Annotated in this window: 13 protein-coding genes; 12 read left to right on the forward strand and 1 reads right to left on the reverse strand. The window is 56.4% G+C overall.

The features are described from left to right. The first annotated feature begins 15 nt into the window (after positions 1–15). The 4 genes from H6F46_RS02250 (at position 16) to H6F46_RS02265 (ending at position 6,943) form a co-directional block, all read left to right on the forward strand. Complete coding sequence (locus H6F46_RS02250; protein WP_190353401.1) at positions 16–3,999, forward strand: PAS domain S-box protein; 3,984 nt, start codon at positions 16–18, stop codon at positions 3,997–3,999. A gap of 444 nt (positions 4,000–4,443) precedes the next feature. Then, positions 4,444–5,229 (forward strand): hypothetical protein, encoded by a 786-nt coding sequence (locus H6F46_RS02255; RefSeq protein WP_190353402.1) that lies wholly within the window; start codon positions 4,444–4,446, stop codon positions 5,227–5,229. 317 nt (positions 5,230–5,546) lie between these two features. Continuing rightward, positions 5,547–5,882 carry a hypothetical protein gene (locus H6F46_RS02260; protein ID WP_190353403.1) on the forward strand — a complete coding sequence of 112 codons (336 nt, stop codon included), beginning with the start codon at positions 5,547–5,549 and terminating at the stop codon, positions 5,880–5,882. A 119-nt stretch (positions 5,883–6,001) separates the two neighbouring features. Continuing rightward, positions 6,002–6,943, forward strand: coding sequence for a cation diffusion facilitator family transporter (locus tag H6F46_RS02265; protein ID WP_099532243.1), 942 nt, complete (start codon positions 6,002–6,004; stop codon positions 6,941–6,943). A 280-nt stretch (positions 6,944–7,223) separates the two neighbouring features. Here the strand turns inward: H6F46_RS02265 and guaA are convergent, their stop codons facing one another. After that, positions 7,224–8,831, reverse strand: a complete 1,608-nt coding sequence (gene guaA / locus H6F46_RS02270) for a glutamine-hydrolyzing GMP synthase (RefSeq protein WP_099532244.1) — start codon at positions 8,829–8,831, stop codon at positions 7,224–7,226. A 595-nt stretch (positions 8,832–9,426) separates the two neighbouring features. Here guaA and moaA point away from each other — a divergent pair. From moaA to H6F46_RS02310, 8 genes are all read left to right on the forward strand, one after another. After that, complete coding sequence (gene moaA, locus H6F46_RS02275; protein WP_099532245.1) at positions 9,427–10,419, forward strand: GTP 3',8-cyclase MoaA; 993 nt, start codon at positions 9,427–9,429, stop codon at positions 10,417–10,419. 318 nt (positions 10,420–10,737) lie between these two features. After that, positions 10,738–11,484, forward strand: a complete 747-nt coding sequence (locus H6F46_RS02280) for a DUF928 domain-containing protein (protein WP_190353404.1) — start codon at positions 10,738–10,740, stop codon at positions 11,482–11,484. Between the two features lie 58 nt (positions 11,485–11,542). Beyond that, positions 11,543–13,885, forward strand: coding sequence for a CHASE2 domain-containing protein (locus H6F46_RS02285; protein ID WP_190353405.1), 2,343 nt, complete (start codon positions 11,543–11,545; stop codon positions 13,883–13,885). 144 nt (positions 13,886–14,029) lie between these two features. After that, positions 14,030–15,493, forward strand: a complete 1,464-nt coding sequence (locus H6F46_RS02290; RefSeq protein ID WP_190353406.1) for a cyclic nucleotide-binding domain-containing protein — start codon at positions 14,030–14,032, stop codon at positions 15,491–15,493. A gap of 263 nt (positions 15,494–15,756) precedes the next feature. Beyond that, complete coding sequence (locus H6F46_RS02295) at positions 15,757–16,089, forward strand: DUF2605 domain-containing protein (RefSeq protein WP_099532249.1); 333 nt, start codon at positions 15,757–15,759, stop codon at positions 16,087–16,089. 64 nt (positions 16,090–16,153) lie between these two features. Further along, positions 16,154–16,486 carry a DUF2973 domain-containing protein gene (locus H6F46_RS02300; protein WP_099532250.1) on the forward strand — a complete coding sequence of 111 codons (333 nt, stop codon included), beginning with the start codon at positions 16,154–16,156 and terminating at the stop codon, positions 16,484–16,486. Between the two features lie 13 nt (positions 16,487–16,499). Beyond that, on the forward strand, positions 16,500–17,393 hold the full coding sequence (locus H6F46_RS02305; protein WP_190353407.1) for a tetratricopeptide repeat protein: 894 nt from the start codon (positions 16,500–16,502) through the stop codon (positions 17,391–17,393). Positions 17,394–17,485: 92 nt separating this feature from the next. Next, the gene (locus H6F46_RS02310) at positions 17,486–18,271 is read left to right on the forward strand and encodes a polysaccharide deacetylase family protein (protein ID WP_190353408.1); all 786 of its coding nucleotides are present in this window, start codon (positions 17,486–17,488) and stop codon (positions 18,269–18,271) included. Positions 18,272–18,884: the final 613 nt, after the last annotated feature.

Raw genomic sequence — 18,884 nt, forward strand, 5'->3', positions numbered from 1 at the left:
AAAGGAACGAAGCGAATGGGTTTGGTGGGAGGACAGACAGGCGATGGCATCGGCGGCAGCCCAAGGCGGTTGTCGTTGCGTTGGCTGCTGGGGCTGGGGGTGGTGCTGCCGGTGGGGGTGGCGTTGGTGATTAGCCAGGGGATCTATGGCTGGCAGGTGCGCGATTTAAGCGATCGCACGGCCCAACGATGGCAGCAGGTGTTGGGGGCCCGGGCTAGCGATCGACTGGTGAGCCACTTGCAGGGTGCAATTCAGCTTAATCAATCCTTGGGTGATGGGGCCCGCTGGGGCCAGTGGGCCCAAAGTCCCCAAGACCTGGAGCGTTGGCTGTGGCAACAGTCCCAGCGATCGCGAGCCTTGCGATTTGCGGCTTTTGGCCGAGACAATGGGGCCCTGACGGCGGTGGAGCGCACAGACACGGGATCTTTGCTGCTGTGGGCTGTGCCGCCGAAGCCGAATCAAGGACTGGCGATTTACAACACCAATAGCCAAGGGGATCGATCGGGTCTGCTGCGCAGCCAGGGCGATTTTGCGATCGAGCGGGAGGCTTGGTTTCGGGCAGCCACCTTGGCGGGCCGGCCCACTTGGTTTCTGTGGCCCCTGAGCGAACAGACGGCAACCCCGATCGCAGCGATCGCGGAGCCGGTGGTGGGAGCCGATGGCCGGCGCTTGGGGGTGTCGGTGTCGGCGGTGTCTTTGCAACCGTTGGGGGTGGAACTGGCCCAGTTGGGGGATGTGGATGTGGCGGTGGTGGATCGATCGGGGCAACTGTTGGCCCTGAGTGAGCGATCGACCCAGGCCGGTCAGCCGCCAGCCCGCAATCGCTGGCCCCTGTTGCTGGAGCGTTGGCAGCAGGCCAGCGGCCCCTTGGAACAGTGGGATGGGGAGCGATCGACCACAATTCGCCTGGGCAACCAAACCTATCGCCTTTGGGCCCAACCCCTGAAGAATCCGAATTTACCTAACTGGGTGGTGTTGGTGGCCGCCCCGATCGATAGCCTCAGCGATCCGGGCAGCAATGCCCTCACCGTCGCCGTTCTTTTCCTGTCCCTGGGCTGTGCCCTGGGTGTGGCCTGGTTGTTGCTGCGGCTGATTGAGCAACCATTGGCTCGGTTTGCCCAAACAGCCCAAACCATGGCCAGCGGTCACATTACGGGACCCATTGAACCCACGGGTCTGCGAGAGCTAGATGAAGCCGCCCGCCAAGTGCGGCTGATGATGCGGGAGTTGCGGGCGGCCATGGCGGCCTTTGAGCGCGATCGGGACACCCTCCAAGAACGCATCCGTGAACGCACCAGCGCCCTCAGCCTTTCCGAAACCAAGTTTTCCAAAATCTTTTACGCCAGCCCCAGCGGCATTTGTCTGATGCAACTGGATAACAGTTGCGTTTTGGACTTCAACGACAGTTTCCTCGACATTTTTGGCTATAGCTTCGAGGAAATGATGGGCTTTGCCAGCATGGAATTCAACATCTGGCTGCGAGCGGAAGATCGCCTGGCCGTGATGCAGGCCCTGCAACGGGGCAGCAGCATCCGCAACCAGGAAATTCCAGTCCGCACCAAGGGCCGAGATATCCGCACGGTGCTGCTGTCGGCGGAGTTGCTCTACCTCCACGGGATGGAATGCGCCCTGTTGGTGGTCCATGACATCACGGACTACAAAGGCCTAGAAGAAGACCTGCGCTATTCTCAACAGCGCCTGGAGGAAATGGAGCGGCGGCGGGCCTTGGCGCTGTTGGAGGTGTCCCGCGATGAGTTGCGATCGACCCTGGAGAAGCTGGAAACGGTTCTTGGCTCCGTACGCGATGCCCTCGTTTGGACGGATCCAGCGGGCAAGGTGCAATGGTGTAATCCTGCCTTTGAGCGGTTAGTCCAGCAGTCCCATGAGCAAGTCATTGGCCAAGATTTAATTGACTGCTTGCCTCTGATCCATCGTGGCAAACAACTGCCCGCACCTCTGCATCCGGTCACCCGGGCGTTGGAAATCGGTTCGGGCAACACAGCTTATGAATTTCACAACTCAGCGGGCGATCGCTATTCCCTGGAAATTGCTTGGTCTAATGTGACGCTGCCGGATCCCGACGGCGCACCCAACCACAACCAAACCAGTGCCGTTCTGGCGATTCGAGACATCACCGAGCGCAAGCGGCTGATTGCCGAGGTGCTGCGGGCCAAGCGCTTCATCGACGGCATTATTGAACATATTCCGTTGGCGGTTTATGTCAAGGATGTGCGGCAGAATTTCCGGTTTGTGCTCTGGAATCGAGCCAGTGAAAAGCTCTTCGGTATTCCGCGCGATCGGGCATTGGGCAAAAACGCCGATGACTTGTTTCCCATTAAGCGAGCCACCACCATCCTGGAGCAGGACGTGCAGGCCGTGGAAGAACGGCGCGAGCTGGAAATTCCCGAAGAGCAGGTGACTGGGCCCAATGAATCCCTGGTGTTGCGCACGGTGAAAGTGCCGCTGTTTGATCCCAACGGAGGCGTGGCCTATCTGCTCTGCATTACGGACAACATCACCCAGCGCAAACAGGCGGAACAGGCCCTCAGTGAAAGCCAAGCTCAATTCCGAATGCTGACGGAACAGGCCAGCGGCGATCTGATGTTGGTGCATGACGTGCATGGGCAAATTTTGGATGCGAACCAACAGGTTTGCACCGTGTTGGGCTACTCCAAGGCGGAGTTGCTGCAAATGAATGTGCGGGCGATCGACACCCTGGCTTCCTTGGATCAGCACGATCGAATCTGGGCCATGATGAAACCGGGGCAACCCGTGACCGTGGAAGGCATGTATCGCTGCAAGAGCGGCCGCACTTTGCCCGTGGAAACCCGGGTGGGAATGCGCGAATCCCAAGGCCAGAAAATTTTCCTGGCGATGGCCCGGGATGTGACCGATCGCAAGCAAATGGAAGAGGCCTTGCAACGGGCCGAAGAAAACTACCGCAGCATCGTGGAAAACGCAGTGGAAGGGATTTTTCAGTGCGCCCCCCATGGTCAGTTTTTGGGGGGTAACCAATCCTTGGCCAAGATGTTTGGCTTTGACTCGATCGAGGAAATGCTCGGCCCCTTGGGCTTAAACCGCACCCGCCGATTCTATGTAGATCCAGAACGATGGGGCAGCTTCCTCACGGTCATTGCCGATCGAGGCACGATCTATAACTTTGAGTCGCAAGTGTTCGATCGCGATGGCGATACCTTTTGGGTTTCCGAAAATGCCCGCACAGTGTTCGATGGGGATGGGCGACTGCTGTATTACGAAGGCACGATCCAAAACATCACCGAGCGCAAACAGGCGGAAGAAGCCCTGGTGATGGAGCAAGAAAAGTCCGATCGCCTGTTGCTGAACATTTTGCCCAAGGCGATCGCCGAGCGCCTCAAACAGGGCGAAGGATCCTTGGCGGAACAATATGCCGAAGCAACTATTCTGTTTGCCGATTTGGTTGGTTTCACGCCCGTTTCTGCCCAAATGCGCCCGATCGAGCTGGTGAACCTCCTCAATCAAATCTTCTCCACCTTTGACCAACTGGCCGAAAACCACGACCTCGAAAAAATCAAAACCGTCGGGGATGAATACATGGCCGTCGGCGGCTTGCCCGTCCCCAAGCCCGACCATGTGCAAGCCGTGGCCCAACTGGCCTTGGACATGCAAGCGGCCATTTCCAAATTCACCACCCCCAGTGGCAAGCCTTTCCAAATTCGGATTGGGATCAACACCGGCTCCGTGGTGGCCGGGGTGATTGGCATCAAGAAATTTGCCTACGACCTGTGGGGCGACACGGTGAACGTGGCCAGCCGCATGGAAACCCAGGGGGAACCCGGCAAAATTCAGGTTACCGAAGCGGTTTACGAAATTTTGCGCCAAGAATTCCTCTTAGAGCCGCGCGGTGAACTGGAAGTCAAAGGACGCGGCATGATGACCACCTATTGGCTCTTAGGTCGTAAGCCCCAATCTCAAAGCGAAACGGATGAGGCCGAGGCCATGTCTATTTTCAGTAATTAGCAATGAATGGCAAACAAGCGGGTTGGCCAATGGCAAATAATGAATAGATCATTGGCAAATCATTGGCAAGTTAATCACTAGCAAATGGCTGGCGATCAAGGCGCTAGTCATGAGTCGATGATCGCTGGTTCATGCTTGCAATGTTGCTGTCACGAATGAATCGCAATCATGGTTACCAGCAAACGGCAATGATTAGCAGTTATGCAGCCAGGATTGAGCAATTCTGAGTGACAGTTCATGAACTTGAGTTTTTCTTTTCAAAGAATTTGGGTTATGAAGGATAAGGAACGGTAGTCTGAGTGATCACCGAGGTATTTTTAGCCATCTCAGGTATTGATCAGCACCGATTCTGATGGGCGATCAATCCATAGGTAATTTCCCTGATGGCCCCGATCGCCCCAACGCTTCCCCTCCCCAGAACGCTACTTTCTAGAAGGCTTGCCCATGTCTTGTGTTGCATCTCGTGAATACAAAGTGATTTTGCAGGCTAATCAATTTACCGATCGGGCGGCTGGAGTCGATCGATTTTGGTTAGTTGTGCGCAACCTCGCAGAAGGTTTGGGTTTGAAGGTGACAGGCGAACTCAGCGAATTGGTGAAGCGGGAAGTGGTGTTTTTGGACACACCAGAACATGACCTGCTCGACACCGGCTACATCGTGCGCCGTCGGGTGGAACTGAAGGCCGGCAAACCCGCCCGCACGAAGGTGATGCTGAAGTATCGATCGCCCGATCGCTACATTGCCTGGGGTGCAGATGTTTCCACCCCCACGCTCAAGGGCGAAACCAAATTTGAAGAGGACATTGTTCCCCCCTTCCGCAGTCAGTTTTCCCATTCCACGAGTGCCGTTGTGGAATCAGCAAATTGGACAACGATCGGGGACTTGGCCACCAACTTCCCGGGGGTTGATTCCCTGGAGCTATCGGCCAGCAAACCCTTGACCGTTGTGAATCAGTTTGTTGCCAAAGAGTTTGTGCAACGCGGGGCAATCATTGACTTTGGCAAACAGGACGCAGAAGTGGCCCTCACCGCCTGGTATGTAGACCCCGAGCGCCAAAAGCAGCCTTCAGTGGTTGAGTTTTCTTTTGCTTACGGAGAAGACGCGGAAAACTTCTCCGCCCGCAGCGCTCTCCGGGCCAAAAAACTGTTTGATGGACTCCAAGCCCTCACCGACTGGTATGACCCAAAGGCGATTACTAAAACACAGTTTGCCTACCAGTTTTCGGGCTAGTTTTCTGGTTGGCTTTTGGTTGTCTGGTTGGTTTTCTAGTTAATCTTCTGGTTGGTTTTCTAGTTAATCTTCTAGTTAATCAGCCAAATTCATTCACCAGCAAGATAATTGGTTGGCAAATCAGTTAATTCATATCAGTTAATTCACCCTGAACTGGTGCTGAATTGATGGTGATTTATTCTGAGTTTGCACTTGTGAATGAGTTACCGATGAACTAGCTGACAATAGACTAGTTACTAACCAACAAGTTGCCAACCAACAAGTTGCCAACCAACAAGTTGCCAAACACCCCATCTTTCCAATCACTGACAAGGCTCATGGAAACGCTCGATGCTGGTTTGCAGTTCCTTTATGGTTGGATGCCCATCCTAGCGGCCCTCGCAGGCATCTGGATTTGGCAACGCTATGGCCAATTGGGCTGGGGTTTGTTTGGCACGATCGCCCTGTTGCAATTCGTTGCTCCCTACGTTTGGCCAGCGGTGGCCCTGGGCGCTTCTAACGATCGCGTGAACTGGTTTGCGATCGCCCTGGTGTCGTTTTGGTCTGCTGGCATTTGGCAACAGTTCCAAGAACAACGGGCGAAAAAGTTGGATGTTGAATCTGCTCCCGATCGCCCCACCCTCGATGTATCCAGTCACTCTGATGAGTCTTGATGCCCAGAAGCAATGCCCAGAAGTAATGCCCAGAAGCAATACGCAAAAGTGATGCCCAAAAGCATCGATCCTTTTTCAACCTCCCTCGCGGTCCCTTGGCTTGACCACCGCCTAACACCATGTCTGCCTCTGCCAGTTTCCTTAGCCCCGATAAACGTCAGCGAAAGATTCGGTATATCCTGTGGCTGACGCTGCTGCTGAATCTTTTGGTGTTGGTCATCAAAGCCCTCGTGGGTTGGGCCACCGGTTCCCTGAGCCTGTTGGCCGATGCTCTGCACAGCGTGACAGACAGCGCCAGCAACGTGCTGGGGTTGGTTACTAGCCAGCTCGCCGATCCTCGCCCCGATCGGGAACATCCCTACGGTCACCAGAAATACGAAGCCCTGGGAGCCTTGGGGATCGCTGCGTTTTTGGGAGTGGCTTGCTTTGAAATTACGCAAGGGGCGATCGAGCGATTAACCGGCCAGGGCGAGGCCGTGAACGTCTCCGGCCCGGCGATCGGGCTGACCGTGCTGGTGTTGGGGATCAATATTTTGGTGGCCCTCTACGAACGCCATTGGGGCCAAAAGCTCCACAGCAACATTCTGCTAGCCGACGCTCGCCACACCATGGGTGACGTATGGATCACGATGACCGTGATTGGGGGGTTATTGGGCGTTTGGTGGGGACAGCGCTGGCTGGATGTGGCCCTGGCGTTCCCCGTGGCGCTGTTGGTGTTCAAGAGTGGCTGGGACGTGTTGCGATCAAACCTGCCTTGGCTGATTGATGCCATGGCTGTTCCCCCCGAAGAAATTCACAGCCTGGTGATGAGCGTGCCGGGTGTGGTCAACTGCCACGACATCGCCTCACGGGGCGTATTGGGGCGGCAAGTCTTTATGGAAATGCATTTGGTGGTGGAGGCGGAGGACGTGCGCCGGGCCCACGACATCACGGAAGCGGTGGAGTCAGCCCTTTGCGATCACTACCATCCCGTGCGCATGACCATCCACGTGGAACCCAATGGTTATCAGAGTGATCAGTTGACCTACAGCATGGACTCACTCACCCATAAGGAAGTTTAAAGAAGATTTAATAATTGGTTAAAAATCCTGAGTTTTCCACAAGAGCGGCCGAGTTTTCCACAGAAAATGTTTAGTTTTCCACAGGATAACCGTCCCCGCATCAACGAATTGAGCGGGGAAATCAGAGGGCGATCGGTTTAATTGGGGAAATTTCGTTAAGCTGAAGGGTTTGCTTTGGAGAGCACCTGGTTCGATCGACCTCAAGGGATCTCGATCAAGCTCCGTGAATCGAGGTCAATCGAGATTAATCAAGGTCGATCGAGCTAACCCCTAATCAGCCCTATTCCCACTCGATCGTGCCCGGCGGCTTGGAGGTCACATCATAGACCACCCGGTTGACCCCTTCCACCTCATTCACAATCCGGTTGGAAATGGTCTCCAGCAAATCGTAGGGAACCCGGGCCCAATCGGCGGTCATGCCGTCTTCGCTGGTCACCATCCGCAGCACGATCGGGTAGGCATAGGTGCGCTTATCGCCCATCACCCCCACACTACGCACGGGCAACAACACCGCAAACGCCTGCCAAACGTCGTTGTAAAGGCCAGCGCGGTTAATTTCTTGCCGCACAATCAAATCCGCATCCCGCAGAATATCCAGCCGCTCATCGGTGATTTCGCCCAAGATCCGAATAGCCAAGCCCGGCCCGGGGAAGGGCTGCCGCTTCACGATCTCTTCGGGCAAGCCGAGGGCCCGGCCCACCTTGCGTACTTCATCTTTGAACAGCTTCCGCAGCGGTTCCACCAGTTTGAAGCGCAAGTTGTCTGGCAACCCGCCCACGTTGTGGTGGCTCTTGATTTTCACGGCAACGCGCTCGCCGGTTTTGGGATCCATGTTGGTGTCCGCCGACTCAATCACATCGGGGTACAGGGTTCCCTGCGCCAGGTAATCGAAGGGGCCCAAGCGGGTGGATTCTTCTTCAAAGACGGCAATGAATTCATGGCCAATGATTTTGCGCTTCTGCTCAGGATCGGAAACTCCATCCACAGCATTGATGAAGCGGCGACGGGCGTTGACATATTCCACGGGAATGTGAAATTCCTCTTGGAACAGCTTCAACAGTCGCTCTGGCTCGCCTTTGCGCATAAAGCCCTGGTCAATGAACATGCAGGTGAGGTTGTCCCCGATCGCCTTGTGCAGCAAAAAGGCCAAGGTGGAAGAATCAACCCCGCCCGACAGGGCCAACAGCACCCGCTTATCGCCCACGCGGGCCCGCACTTCGCGCACGGACTCTTCCACAAAGGCTTCCGTGGTCCAGGTGGGTTGGCAATGGCAGATGTGATAAACAAAGTTGCGAATTAGGGCCGCCCCTCCAACGGAATGCACCACTTCCGGGTGGAATTGCACGCCGTAGAGTTTGCGTTGGTGATCGGCGATCGCGGCGCAGGGGGTGTTGTCCGTGTGGGCCAAAACCTCAAACCCGCTGGGCAACTGGGTGCAAGAATCGCCGTGGCTCATCCACATGGTGGAACCGTCTTCCACGTTGGTGAGCAAGTCGGTGGGATCATCCACAAACAGGGCCGCTTTGCCATATTCGCCCCGATCGGCTGCTTCCACGAGGCCGCCCAACTGCTGCACCATCAACTGCATTCCGTAGCAAACGCCCAGCACAGGAACGCCCAGGTTCCAGAGTTCCGGGTCGCACAGGGGCGCACCATCGGCATAGACGGAACTGGGGCCGCCAGACAGAATGATGCCCTTGGGGCTAAGTTGCCGCAGTTGTTCTGCGGAGGTGCGATAGGACAGAACTTCGGAATAAACCTGGGTTTCGCGAATCCGACGGGCAATCAGTTCGGAATATTGGGAGCCAAAGTCCAAAATGGCGATGAACTGGCGATTGACTCGGGAGTCAGGCGCAGCGACGGTGGGCGATAGGGTTTCGGTAGTCACGGGTCGTCAGCGAGAAGGTAGACGGAATAGCATATCGGACAGCCTCGCTGCCAGCGGCCATTTTTTTGATGAAGAAATCAATAGGGGCGATCGGGCTAGGCCAGTCAGTTACCGTGACTGCCAAGGCAGAGTGCTGCGGCCCGACGCTAGGTTATGAAAACTGGTTGATCCGAAAAATCCGCAAAGTCCGAAAGATTGGACTCAGGATTGGACTCAAAAATTTATAAATTGCGGCGGCTGAATGGAAGGCCCTGAGCTGGCGAATCGTTGGCTGGCAACGAAGACACCAAGCGCGATCGACCAAACCGAATGAAGCGGGCGGGCGATCGGCGGCGGCTCAGTCCACGGCGGACAGCGCGGGCACAGCCAGCCCTGAGGGGCTAACGAGCCAAAAGAAGTGTACCAACCTAGATGGCCGTTGAATGCCCCGATGATAACCCATGGGGCGGATGAATGAACCAAGTAAACCGGTTAAGGATAACCCATTAGGTATGAACGAACCCGTCAAGAAAAAGCACGGATTTTGGTCGAGATCCTGAATAATGATTGGCCACATCGCCACGAACAAGTTCGTCAGGAACTGGGTTGGGCACTTATGGCCGCTGAAACGATTGATTATCTGCGCATCAGTTTGATTGACCGCTGCAACTTCCGCTGCCAGTACTGTATGCCCGAGGGAACAGATTTGCAGTTTGCGTTGCAACAGGATTTGCTGACCGATGGGGAGTTGCTGCTGTTGTTGCGGGAAGTGCTGATGCCGGCGGGGTTTCGGCGCTTTCGACTCACGGGGGGAGAACCCCTGTTGCGGCCGGGGGTGGTGGAAATTACCCAGGCGATCGCGCAGTTTCCAGAAACCCTAGACCTGTCCCTCACCACCAATGCCTTTTTGCTGAAGGATTTGGCCCAACCGCTCTACGACGCAGGATTACGACGGATTAATATCAGCTTGGATTCCCTAATTCCAGAAACCTTCGATGTCATTATTGGGAATCGGGGGCGATCGCGCTGGCAACAGGTTTGGGATGGAATCCAAGCGGCTCACCGGGTGGGCTTCGATCCGCTGAAGCTGAATGTGGTGGTGATCCCGGGCATCAATGACCAAGAGGTGGAAGCCTTGGCCGCCCTGACGCTCGATCGCCAGTGGCATGTGCGGTTCATTGAGTTCATGCCGATCGGGAATCAGGATCTGTTTGCCGATCGGGGTTGGATTGATTCAGAACAGTTGCGCCAACGGATTCGATCGCGCTGGGGCCTGACCACGGGTTGGGTCACCGGCAATGGCCCCGCCGATGTGTTCCAAATTCCGGGGGCCAAGGGCACGATCGGCTTCATTAGCCAAATGTCTGAATGCTTCTGCGATCGCTGCAATCGAATGCGCCTTTCGGCCGATGGCTGGTTGCGCCCCTGTTTGCTGAATGAGTCGGGGCAAATTGACCTCAAAAGCCAACTGCGATCGGGCGTTGACCTCCAGGACTTGCGGGCCCAAGTTAGCCACCTGATCCAAGCCAAACCAGAGATCAACTTCAAAAATCGCGAATCAGGAACCACCGGACGCTACGCCCGCACCATGTCCCAGATTGGTGGCTAGGGGCAAACTGAAAACAGCCAGCTAAGATTGGAATCAGCCATTACTAAGATTCCATTTCCATTGCCCAGAAGCGGCGAGATCCAGGGCAGTCAGCCCATTTCAGGGCGCTGGCTCCCCGTCGATCTCACCGTTGCCAACCTTGCCCTTGGAACCTGTGGCACTCATTCTCTCGTCCAAAACTCCTATCGCAGGGTGTAATCAACCCGTCAGGCAATGCAGGTGCAAGCCAGTGCAACACACGCTGGAGAACCAGTCATGAGCGACCCTCAGAATAAAACGCCCACTCGGAACCCATTGGCAACCCGAAGCGCAGTTGCCATGCTGCTATGCGGTGGCATTGCCCTCTCCCTGGCCCCTGCCCAGGCCGCCTCGATCGCAGGGCCCGCTTTCCCCAACACCGAAAACCGGGGCGGCCCCAACCGCACGATCGGGGGTGGCACTCGCTTTGGGGCACCTCGCTCCGGGCTGCGGTTTCCCCAAACGGAGGATCGCGGCGGCCCCAACCGCACCACTGGCGGCGGCACTCGAGGCGGTGAATGTATTGCAGCCACGGGGCCCAACTTGACCCTGTTGTTGCCCCAAAACCAGTCAGGCCAAGCCACCAGCGCCAACCCAACAGTTTTTGTTTACGTGCCCTCCACGGTGGTCAAAACCGCAGAGTTGGTGGTGGCCGATCAAGACGGCAATTTGATCGATCGCCAAGCCGTGCCGCTCACCGGTCAGGCAGGGATTTTAAAAATTTCCCTCCTCAGTCCTGGCAAGGCGCTGCAAACGGGCAAAACCTACAATTGGGCTTTTTCGATTGTTTGTGACCCCAGCGATCGAGCCAGCGATGTGGCCGCGATCGGGGAAGTGAAACTCGTGGCCCTGCCGGACAGCGTTAACCGCCGTCTCAGTGCGGCCCGCGATCCCTTCCAACGGGCCCAAGTCCTGGCAGAAGCACGCCTGTGGTACGACACGTTGGCCACGGCCATTGCCCTCCAAACCACCCAACCGGATCAATGGCAAAGCCTGTTGGAATCGGTGGGACTGCAAAGCCTCGCCAGCGCTCGACTCCTGAATTAGCCTGAATTAGGTTGCCCATGCCGCTTCCCCCATCCGGTTCTATGGTTAATCGGTAGTCATGAAATCCTGGGCCAAAATGCTCAAACGGTGGGTTTGGCAGTGGCGGGGCGTGCTGCTGGCGGTTCCCACGGCCACCGGCTTCGTTTTGGGAATGCGGGAGGTTGGCCTCCTGCAAGGGCTGGAATGGTTGGCCTATGACCAAATGCTCCAAGCCCGGCCGGCCGAGGCTCCCGATCGGCGCGTGGCAATTGTGGGGATCACCGATGCCGACTTGCAACGGTTTGGCACCACAACCCTGCCCGATGGGGTCTATGCCCAGGCGATCGAACGGTTAAAGGCCATGGGCCCCCGGGCGATCGGGCTGGATATTTACCGCGACTTGCCCCAGGAACCGGGTCACGCCAACCTGGTGCGCCTGTTTAACAACACGGATTACCTGGTGGGCATTGCCAAGGTGCGGGGGGAAACCGCCGCCGATCGGGTTGCCGCGCCCCCCGCCCTGGCCGCCAGAGGGCAAGTGGGCACTAATGATTTTGTGGTGGATGCGGATGGCAAAGTGCGGCGGGTTTTGATTGATACCCAAGACACCGAAAACAACAAAATCTACGGTTTGGGTCTTTACCTGGCCCTGCTTTATCTGGATCCAGAAAACATTGCGCCCGAAACCGTGGCCGCCGAACCCGGAGCCTTTCAGCTCAAAAACGCCATTTTTCGGCGGTTTCGGAGCCATGACGGCGGCTATATTCGGGCCAACGATGCGGGCAATCAACTGCTGCTGAACTATCGCGGCGGGAGTGGCTCCTTTGAAATCGTTTCCTTGCGGGATTTGGTGGATGGCAAACTCCCCACCAACTGGGCCCGCGATCGGGTGGTACTCATTGGCAACATCAGCGAAAGCGGCCGCGATCTATTCCTCACGCCCTACAGCGGCAAACCCCTAGAACTGCCCCAAAGAATGGCCGGGGTTGAAATCCATGCCCACTTCACCAGCGAAGTGATTGCCGCCGCCCTCGACAATCGCCCCCTCCTCACCACCTGGCAGGAGCCGATCGAGTGGTTGTGGATTGTGGGCTGGGCCGCCATTGGTTCCACCCTGGCCTGGTTATTACGACTGCCAGACTCGCGCCGCTGGATTGCCATTTGGGGCATTGGAGGTTCCGGCGGTCTGGTGTTGCTGTTGTGGGGAATTTGCCAAGGAGCCATGATCCAAGGCCTGTGGGTTCCCTTTGTGCCGCCCCTGTTGTCTTGGTTGGTGGGAGCGACCATGGTGGCCCTTTACCTGGCCCGCACCGCCGGCCAGATCCGCAACACCTTTGGCCGATACCTGAACAATGAAGTCGTCGCCAATCTGCTGGAAGATCCCGAGGGCCTGAAAATGGGCGGGGAGCGGCGCAAAATCACCATCTTGACCTCCGATTTGCGAGGGTTCACGGCCACCGCCGAACGGTTGCCCCCAGAAAGGGTGATCGAAATCATTAACCTCTACCTGGAAGCCATGGCCGATGCGATCACGGACTTTCAGGGCACGATCGATGAGTTTATGGGGGATGGGATTTTGGTGCTGTTTGGGGCCCCCACCACCCGATCGGACGATGGCAAACGGGCGATCGCCTGTGCGATCGCCATGCAGCAAGCCATGGGCGGCGTGAACGCCAAAATGCGCGAAATGGGCTACCAACCCTTGGAAATGGGCATTGGCATCAACACGGGCGAAGTGGTGGTCGGCAACATCGGTTCCTACAAACGAGCCAAATACGGCGTGGTGGGGGCCCAAGTCAACCTGACCTATCGCATTGAGTCCTACACGATCGGGGGGCAAATTTTGATTACCGAATCGGCCCTTGAAGAAGCTGGCGGCTCCGATTACGTCAAAATCGCCGCCACCCAACAGGTACAGCCCAAGGGTGTTCCTGAACCAATCACCATCTATGACGTGGGTGGCGTGGGTGCGCCCTATCACCTCACCCTGGAACGGGCCCAGGAAACCTACTACCCGATCGCCCCCCTCCAATTCACCGCCCAGCCCCTGGATGGCAAACATGTCAGCAGTCAGGCTTGGGCCGTTGCCTTGGTGGAGCTGTCTACCAAAGGCGGTTGGCTGAAAATCCAAGGGGCAATCAACCCGGCCAGCAAGGCCCCGGCCCCGAACCCCCAGGCCTTAACCAAGCCCCTAACGAATCTCAAGCTGAACCTGGCGGAAGCCTCGGCCCCAGATACCTTGCCCCCAGGCCCGGAAAACCGCGAAGTTTACGTCAAAGTGCTCCCCAGTCCCGATCGCCCGGATCACGTTTTGGTGCAATTCACATCCAAGTCTCCGGCCCTGGGCCAATGGCTGCAATCCCTGGGCGATCGGGCCCAGGCCACAGCCTCAGAATCGAACACCACTGCCCCTCAAGCTTAAAAATCACCGGTTCCCGGCTGAAAAATCACATTATTTTTGCTTCAGCATCAATTCCTCACCCGAGCAACTCAACTACAGTAATGCGGTCAAATAACGGCTAGTCTGGCTTGATTTCAGCCTCTAGGTTGCTCACCTCTCCCTAACATGAACTGGTTCAAACCCCTTCAGCAAGGCCTTCTGGATTTGCTGCAAACGCCCCTGTTTCAATTGGGCGAAACGGTTATTTCGCTCGGGTTTTTACTGCAACTGGTGCTCTACAGCGCCCTGGTTTATGGCGGTGCGCAAATCATTAAGGGATTTCTGCAAAACCGCCTGCTTGCCAAACTCCGCATTGATGAGGGCAATCGCGGCCCGATCGCCGGCATTGTTAGCTACGGCATCGGCGTTTTGATTTTCGTTGCGCTCTTACAAAGTGCCGGATTTAATCTCAATTCCCTCGCTGTGCCGGCCGGCGCTTTGGGGGTGGGCGTGGGTTTGGGCCTGCAAAACATCACCAAAAACTTTGTGGGCGGCTTGAACCTGTTGTTGGAGCGCAAGCTGAAGGTGGGGGATTTCATTGAATTCGATGGGCTGGCGGGTCATGTGGTGGAGGTGGCCCTGCGATCGGCCGTGATTCGCACCCTGGATGGGGCCCATGTGATCGTTCCCAACAGCGATTTAGTGGAAAAACGGGTCATTAATTGGCACTACAACGACCTGGCCGCAAGGCTGCATATCAAAGTCAGCGCGGCCTACAGCAGTGACCCGTTGGTGGTGACGGAATTGCTGTTGGATGTGGCCTATTCCGAGTCCATGGTGCTGGATGATCCGGCTCCCACGGTGATTTTGCTGGGGTTGGGCGATCATGGGCTGGACTTTGATCTGCGGGTTTGGATTCGGGGCTATGAACGGGAGTTTGATGCTCGCCATGCCCTCAACTGCGCGATCGAGTATCGATTTCATCAACAGGGCATTGAAATTCCCTTCCCTCAACGGGATTTGTGGCTTCGGAACCCGGAAGTGCTCTATCCCCTCGGGCGCGGCAGTGATCCAACGGCTGCTATATCCCCTGCACCCTTGGCCCAACGCCAAATTTCCAGCGAAACGCGATCGAGCCTGCTGACGGAATCCCTGAAACGGGTTCACTACTTTTCGCATTTGAATGATTTGGATCTGCGGCGGGTGATTGAGTGCGGTTATCGTCAGCGCCTCAAACCAGATGAGCTACTGTTTCGGGAAGGGGATCCGGGCAATAGTTTTTACATTGTGCTGTCGGGATCGGTGAAGGTGTTTGTGGCGGAGTTGGATAAGCACCTGACGGATTTGGAGGCGGGGAGCTTTTTTGGGGAGTTGGCGCTGATGCTGGGCATTCCGCGCACGGCAACGGTGAGCGCCAATGAGGAAACCTTGCTGTTTGCCATTAATCAGCGGGGGTTCACGGAGTTGTTGCGAAAGCATCCCCCGATTGCGGAGGTGATTGTGCGGGAACTGTCCGTGCGCCAAGAGGAATTGCGCGATCGACAGGCCCAGCTTCGGGCCTTGGGTTTGATTGCGGCCGATGAAGATGACAGCAACCCGGTGCAGTGGGTGCGCAAGCGGATTGCTCGCCTGTTTGATTTGGGGCTTTAGGGTTGGTTGTCCAATTGCCCGAAACCCTGATTCCACCGTGACGAGTCGTGGGGGCAAGGGGCTTCAGCCCCTTGTTTAGGACAGTTAGGGCATGGACAGTCAACCGTTTTCGCGTGATCCCCGGAAATGATGATCGGCCCTAGTCCTGAATCATGGTTTTGCCCTTGGCGCGGCAAGAGCTGATGCGAAATCTTTCAAAAAAATGTTACGAAAGATGAATAGCGTTAAGCTTGTATGTAGATTGGTTAGTTTCTACTTTGCCTATGTCGGCTCCTACCCCTCCCGATCCCAATCTGCTGAAGACCGTCTTGCAGCCGCTGCTTGAAGATTTTCAATATTGGTTTGGGCGATCGCGCACCTTGCTGGAATCGGAGCGCTTGTCGTTTCTGAGCGATGAGCAACAGGAAAGCTTGCTGGCAAGGGTCAAGCAGGCCCAACAGGAAGTGAGCAGCACTCAGTTGCTCTTTGAGGCCATGGGGGCCCAGGTGGGTGTTGAAACGTCAACCCTCATGCCTTGGCACAACCTAGTTCAGGAATGCTGGCATGTGGCAATGCGGTTCCGGGCTGAACAGAATCCTTCGGGTTCGGCGGGGTAATCGCCTTCTCAGATCATGTTAGAGACTATTTATTTAGAGATCATCCGTTAGGGAGACGACGGCCGTGCTACAGGTGTTGTATATCCTGGCCTTTGCAGTGTTGGCATTCTTGGCGATCGGGAATTTAGTCCGCAATCTCTTCACACTGGGAACTGAGGCGGGCCGCACGGCCGATCGAGTGGATCATTCAGCGCGGGCGGTGGCTCCGGCCCAACCACCCATCTCGTTGCACCCGGAAATGTTGGACGATCGGGGGCAGCCGATTCGTGAACCCCTGTTGGTGATGAAGTCAATCACGGTTGAAGATGCCCGCAGCCGTCTGGATGCGTTGTTTGATGCTTCGCCGGGAGATTCGTCTAACCCTTCTTCTAACTCTCAACCGACGGATGAGGCTTAAGGATCCACAACGCTTGACTCCACCGGTTCTCGGGCAATTTCCGGGCGATCAGAAAGATCGGCCTGGGGTTGATCGATCTGGGTTCGATCAGTCTCAGTCTGATCGGTTTGGGTTTGCTCGGTCTGGGTTCGATCGGTCTCAGTTCGGCTGGAAGCCATTCAACGGACAGGGGCGGCGATTTTGGGCACTTTTGGGGGCGATCGGGCTGCTTGGATTGTTGATCGCGCCGGCAGCTCAGGCCCAAGGGCCATCCCAGCCGCGCCGTCCCCAACCGACCAACCCGACCCGCTCCCGATCGCCCCAACCAGCCCGCAATGCGCCACCGGGCCCGGCACAACCCAAACCAGCCCAGCCCAATGCAGCCCGCAGCCAACAGGCCCAAGCGGCCTATGCCAGGGGAACCACCTTGGCGGCTGCGGGCAAGCTTCAGCAGGCGATCGAGGCTTTTTCAGAATCCCTGCGGCTGAATCCGGCTTTGGTAGAGGCCTATAACGATCGGGCGACGGCCTACGCGGCCCTGGACAATTCCTTGGCGGCCATGGCGGACTATAACCGGGCGATCGAGCTGGATCCCCAATACGCCAACGCCTATTTCAATCGGGCTAACTTGCTGGTGCAACAGCAGGCCTATTTCCGGGCCATTGAGGACTACGATCGCGCCCTGGCGATCGCGGCGGACGATGCGGAAGCCTTTCACAATCGGGCGATCGCCCAAGCGGCCGTAGGCAATTTGCAAGAGGCCGTGGATAACTTGCAACAGGCGGCCCGGTTATTTGCCCGTCGGGGTGATCGCGAGGGCTACGAACGGGCCCTCAACACGCTGCGGCTTTTGCAACCGGCCGAGGCGCTGCCCAATGCCAATCCTACGAACGCGAATCCTTCAAACACCAATCCTACGAACCCGTAACGTTCAGGCGGCACAACCCCTCGCCCCCGTCCGGCGAGATCGCCAATTTAGCTCGCCAACCTAGTTTGCTAATTTAGCTGGCCCATTCAGCAATGCAATTTGCTTGGCTCTATCCACGCCTCTATCCAGCCTTGGCGGCCAGCTTTCCCTTGGGTCTGTGGGCCGGCAATCCCGATCGCCGGGAAATTGCTCTCAGCTTTGACGACGGGCCCCACCCGGAATATACGCCAGCCCTGTTGCGCCTGTTGGATCAAGAACAGGTGACCGCTAGCTTTTTTTGGTTGGGCTGTTGGGTCGATCGGGCCCCTGCCGTTGCCAAACAAGTTTGGGATGCGGGCCACTGGCTGGGCCTCCATGGCTACCATCACCGATCGTTTCCCCGCCTCAGCGCAGACGAACTGCAACGGGATTTAAAACGCACCCAACGGGCGATCGCCCAGGCCTGTCAGCTTGATCCGGCTTGGGTGCAACACCATGTGCGAGATGTGCGGCCACCCAACGGGCTATTTTTGCCCGGGGCCTTGGCTCAGTGGCGCAGTTGGGGATATCGACCGGTCATGTGGAGCGTTGTGCCGGAAGATTGGACACATCCTGGGCCGGCGGTGGTGCAGCGGCGGGTTTTGGATCAGGTGCAAAACGGTTCGCTGATTGTGTTGCACGATGGGCCCTGTGGCGGGCGGGATGTGGTCAAAACCGTGGCGCAACTGATTCCGGCCCTGCGCGATCGGGGGTGGCGGTTTGTGACGGTCGATCGGCTGTGGGATTCGATCAAGCAAGATGCTCTCAACCCGGCTTCCCCAAAACCAACGGCTCGCGAGATCGATCGGGCGATCGATCAAATGCCCAAACAAATGCCCAAACAAATGCCCAATGAATAAATAATCATTGAATACTTGCTCAATCCTGGGTTGATGACCGCGCGATCGACTGACCAATCACCCAATCCACAGAACTGTTCTTCACGCCCTGAAGGATGAGCCAATTCAAATCCCAAACATGAAAATTTGAAAAATGAAAACCAAATGAAATCAATAGCCCTGTGATTTAGAAAAGAGCGTGTTACAACAGAGGAAGGCACATGAGAACGCGGAAGCGTCACCTTGGAGGTCTGTAAATCAGCCCCAATCGAGCCTGTCTAGGGAGACAAAATCGCTGGAAGTATTTCAGCGACAATGACCGGGGCGATCGCGAGGAAAAAAGACCGTTCCTCTGCTGACAACATTTGCCGCTTATCCAGGGAAATATCAATAACTCATAACTTAAACCCTAGCCAAATTGCCCACTTCAGCCGACACCAGATCGGTCATGGGCGGCAAATCAGCGTCAAATCAGTTGTTTCGTGCCCGTTTCTTGCCTGTTTGTTGTGATTTTTGGAGTTAATTGCCAGCAAATTTTCGATCGTCCCGGCAAAATTTCGTAAGACAGGCTACAGTTTATTGGGACATTTCAAAAATCTGGGGCTAATCTGGATCTCGGCAAAAAATCCAGCCC

The sequence above is a fragment of the Limnothrix sp. FACHB-1083 genome, from assembly GCF_014696485.1.
Classification (GTDB): domain Bacteria; phylum Cyanobacteriota; class Cyanobacteriia; order CACIAM-69d; family CACIAM-69d; genus CACIAM-69d.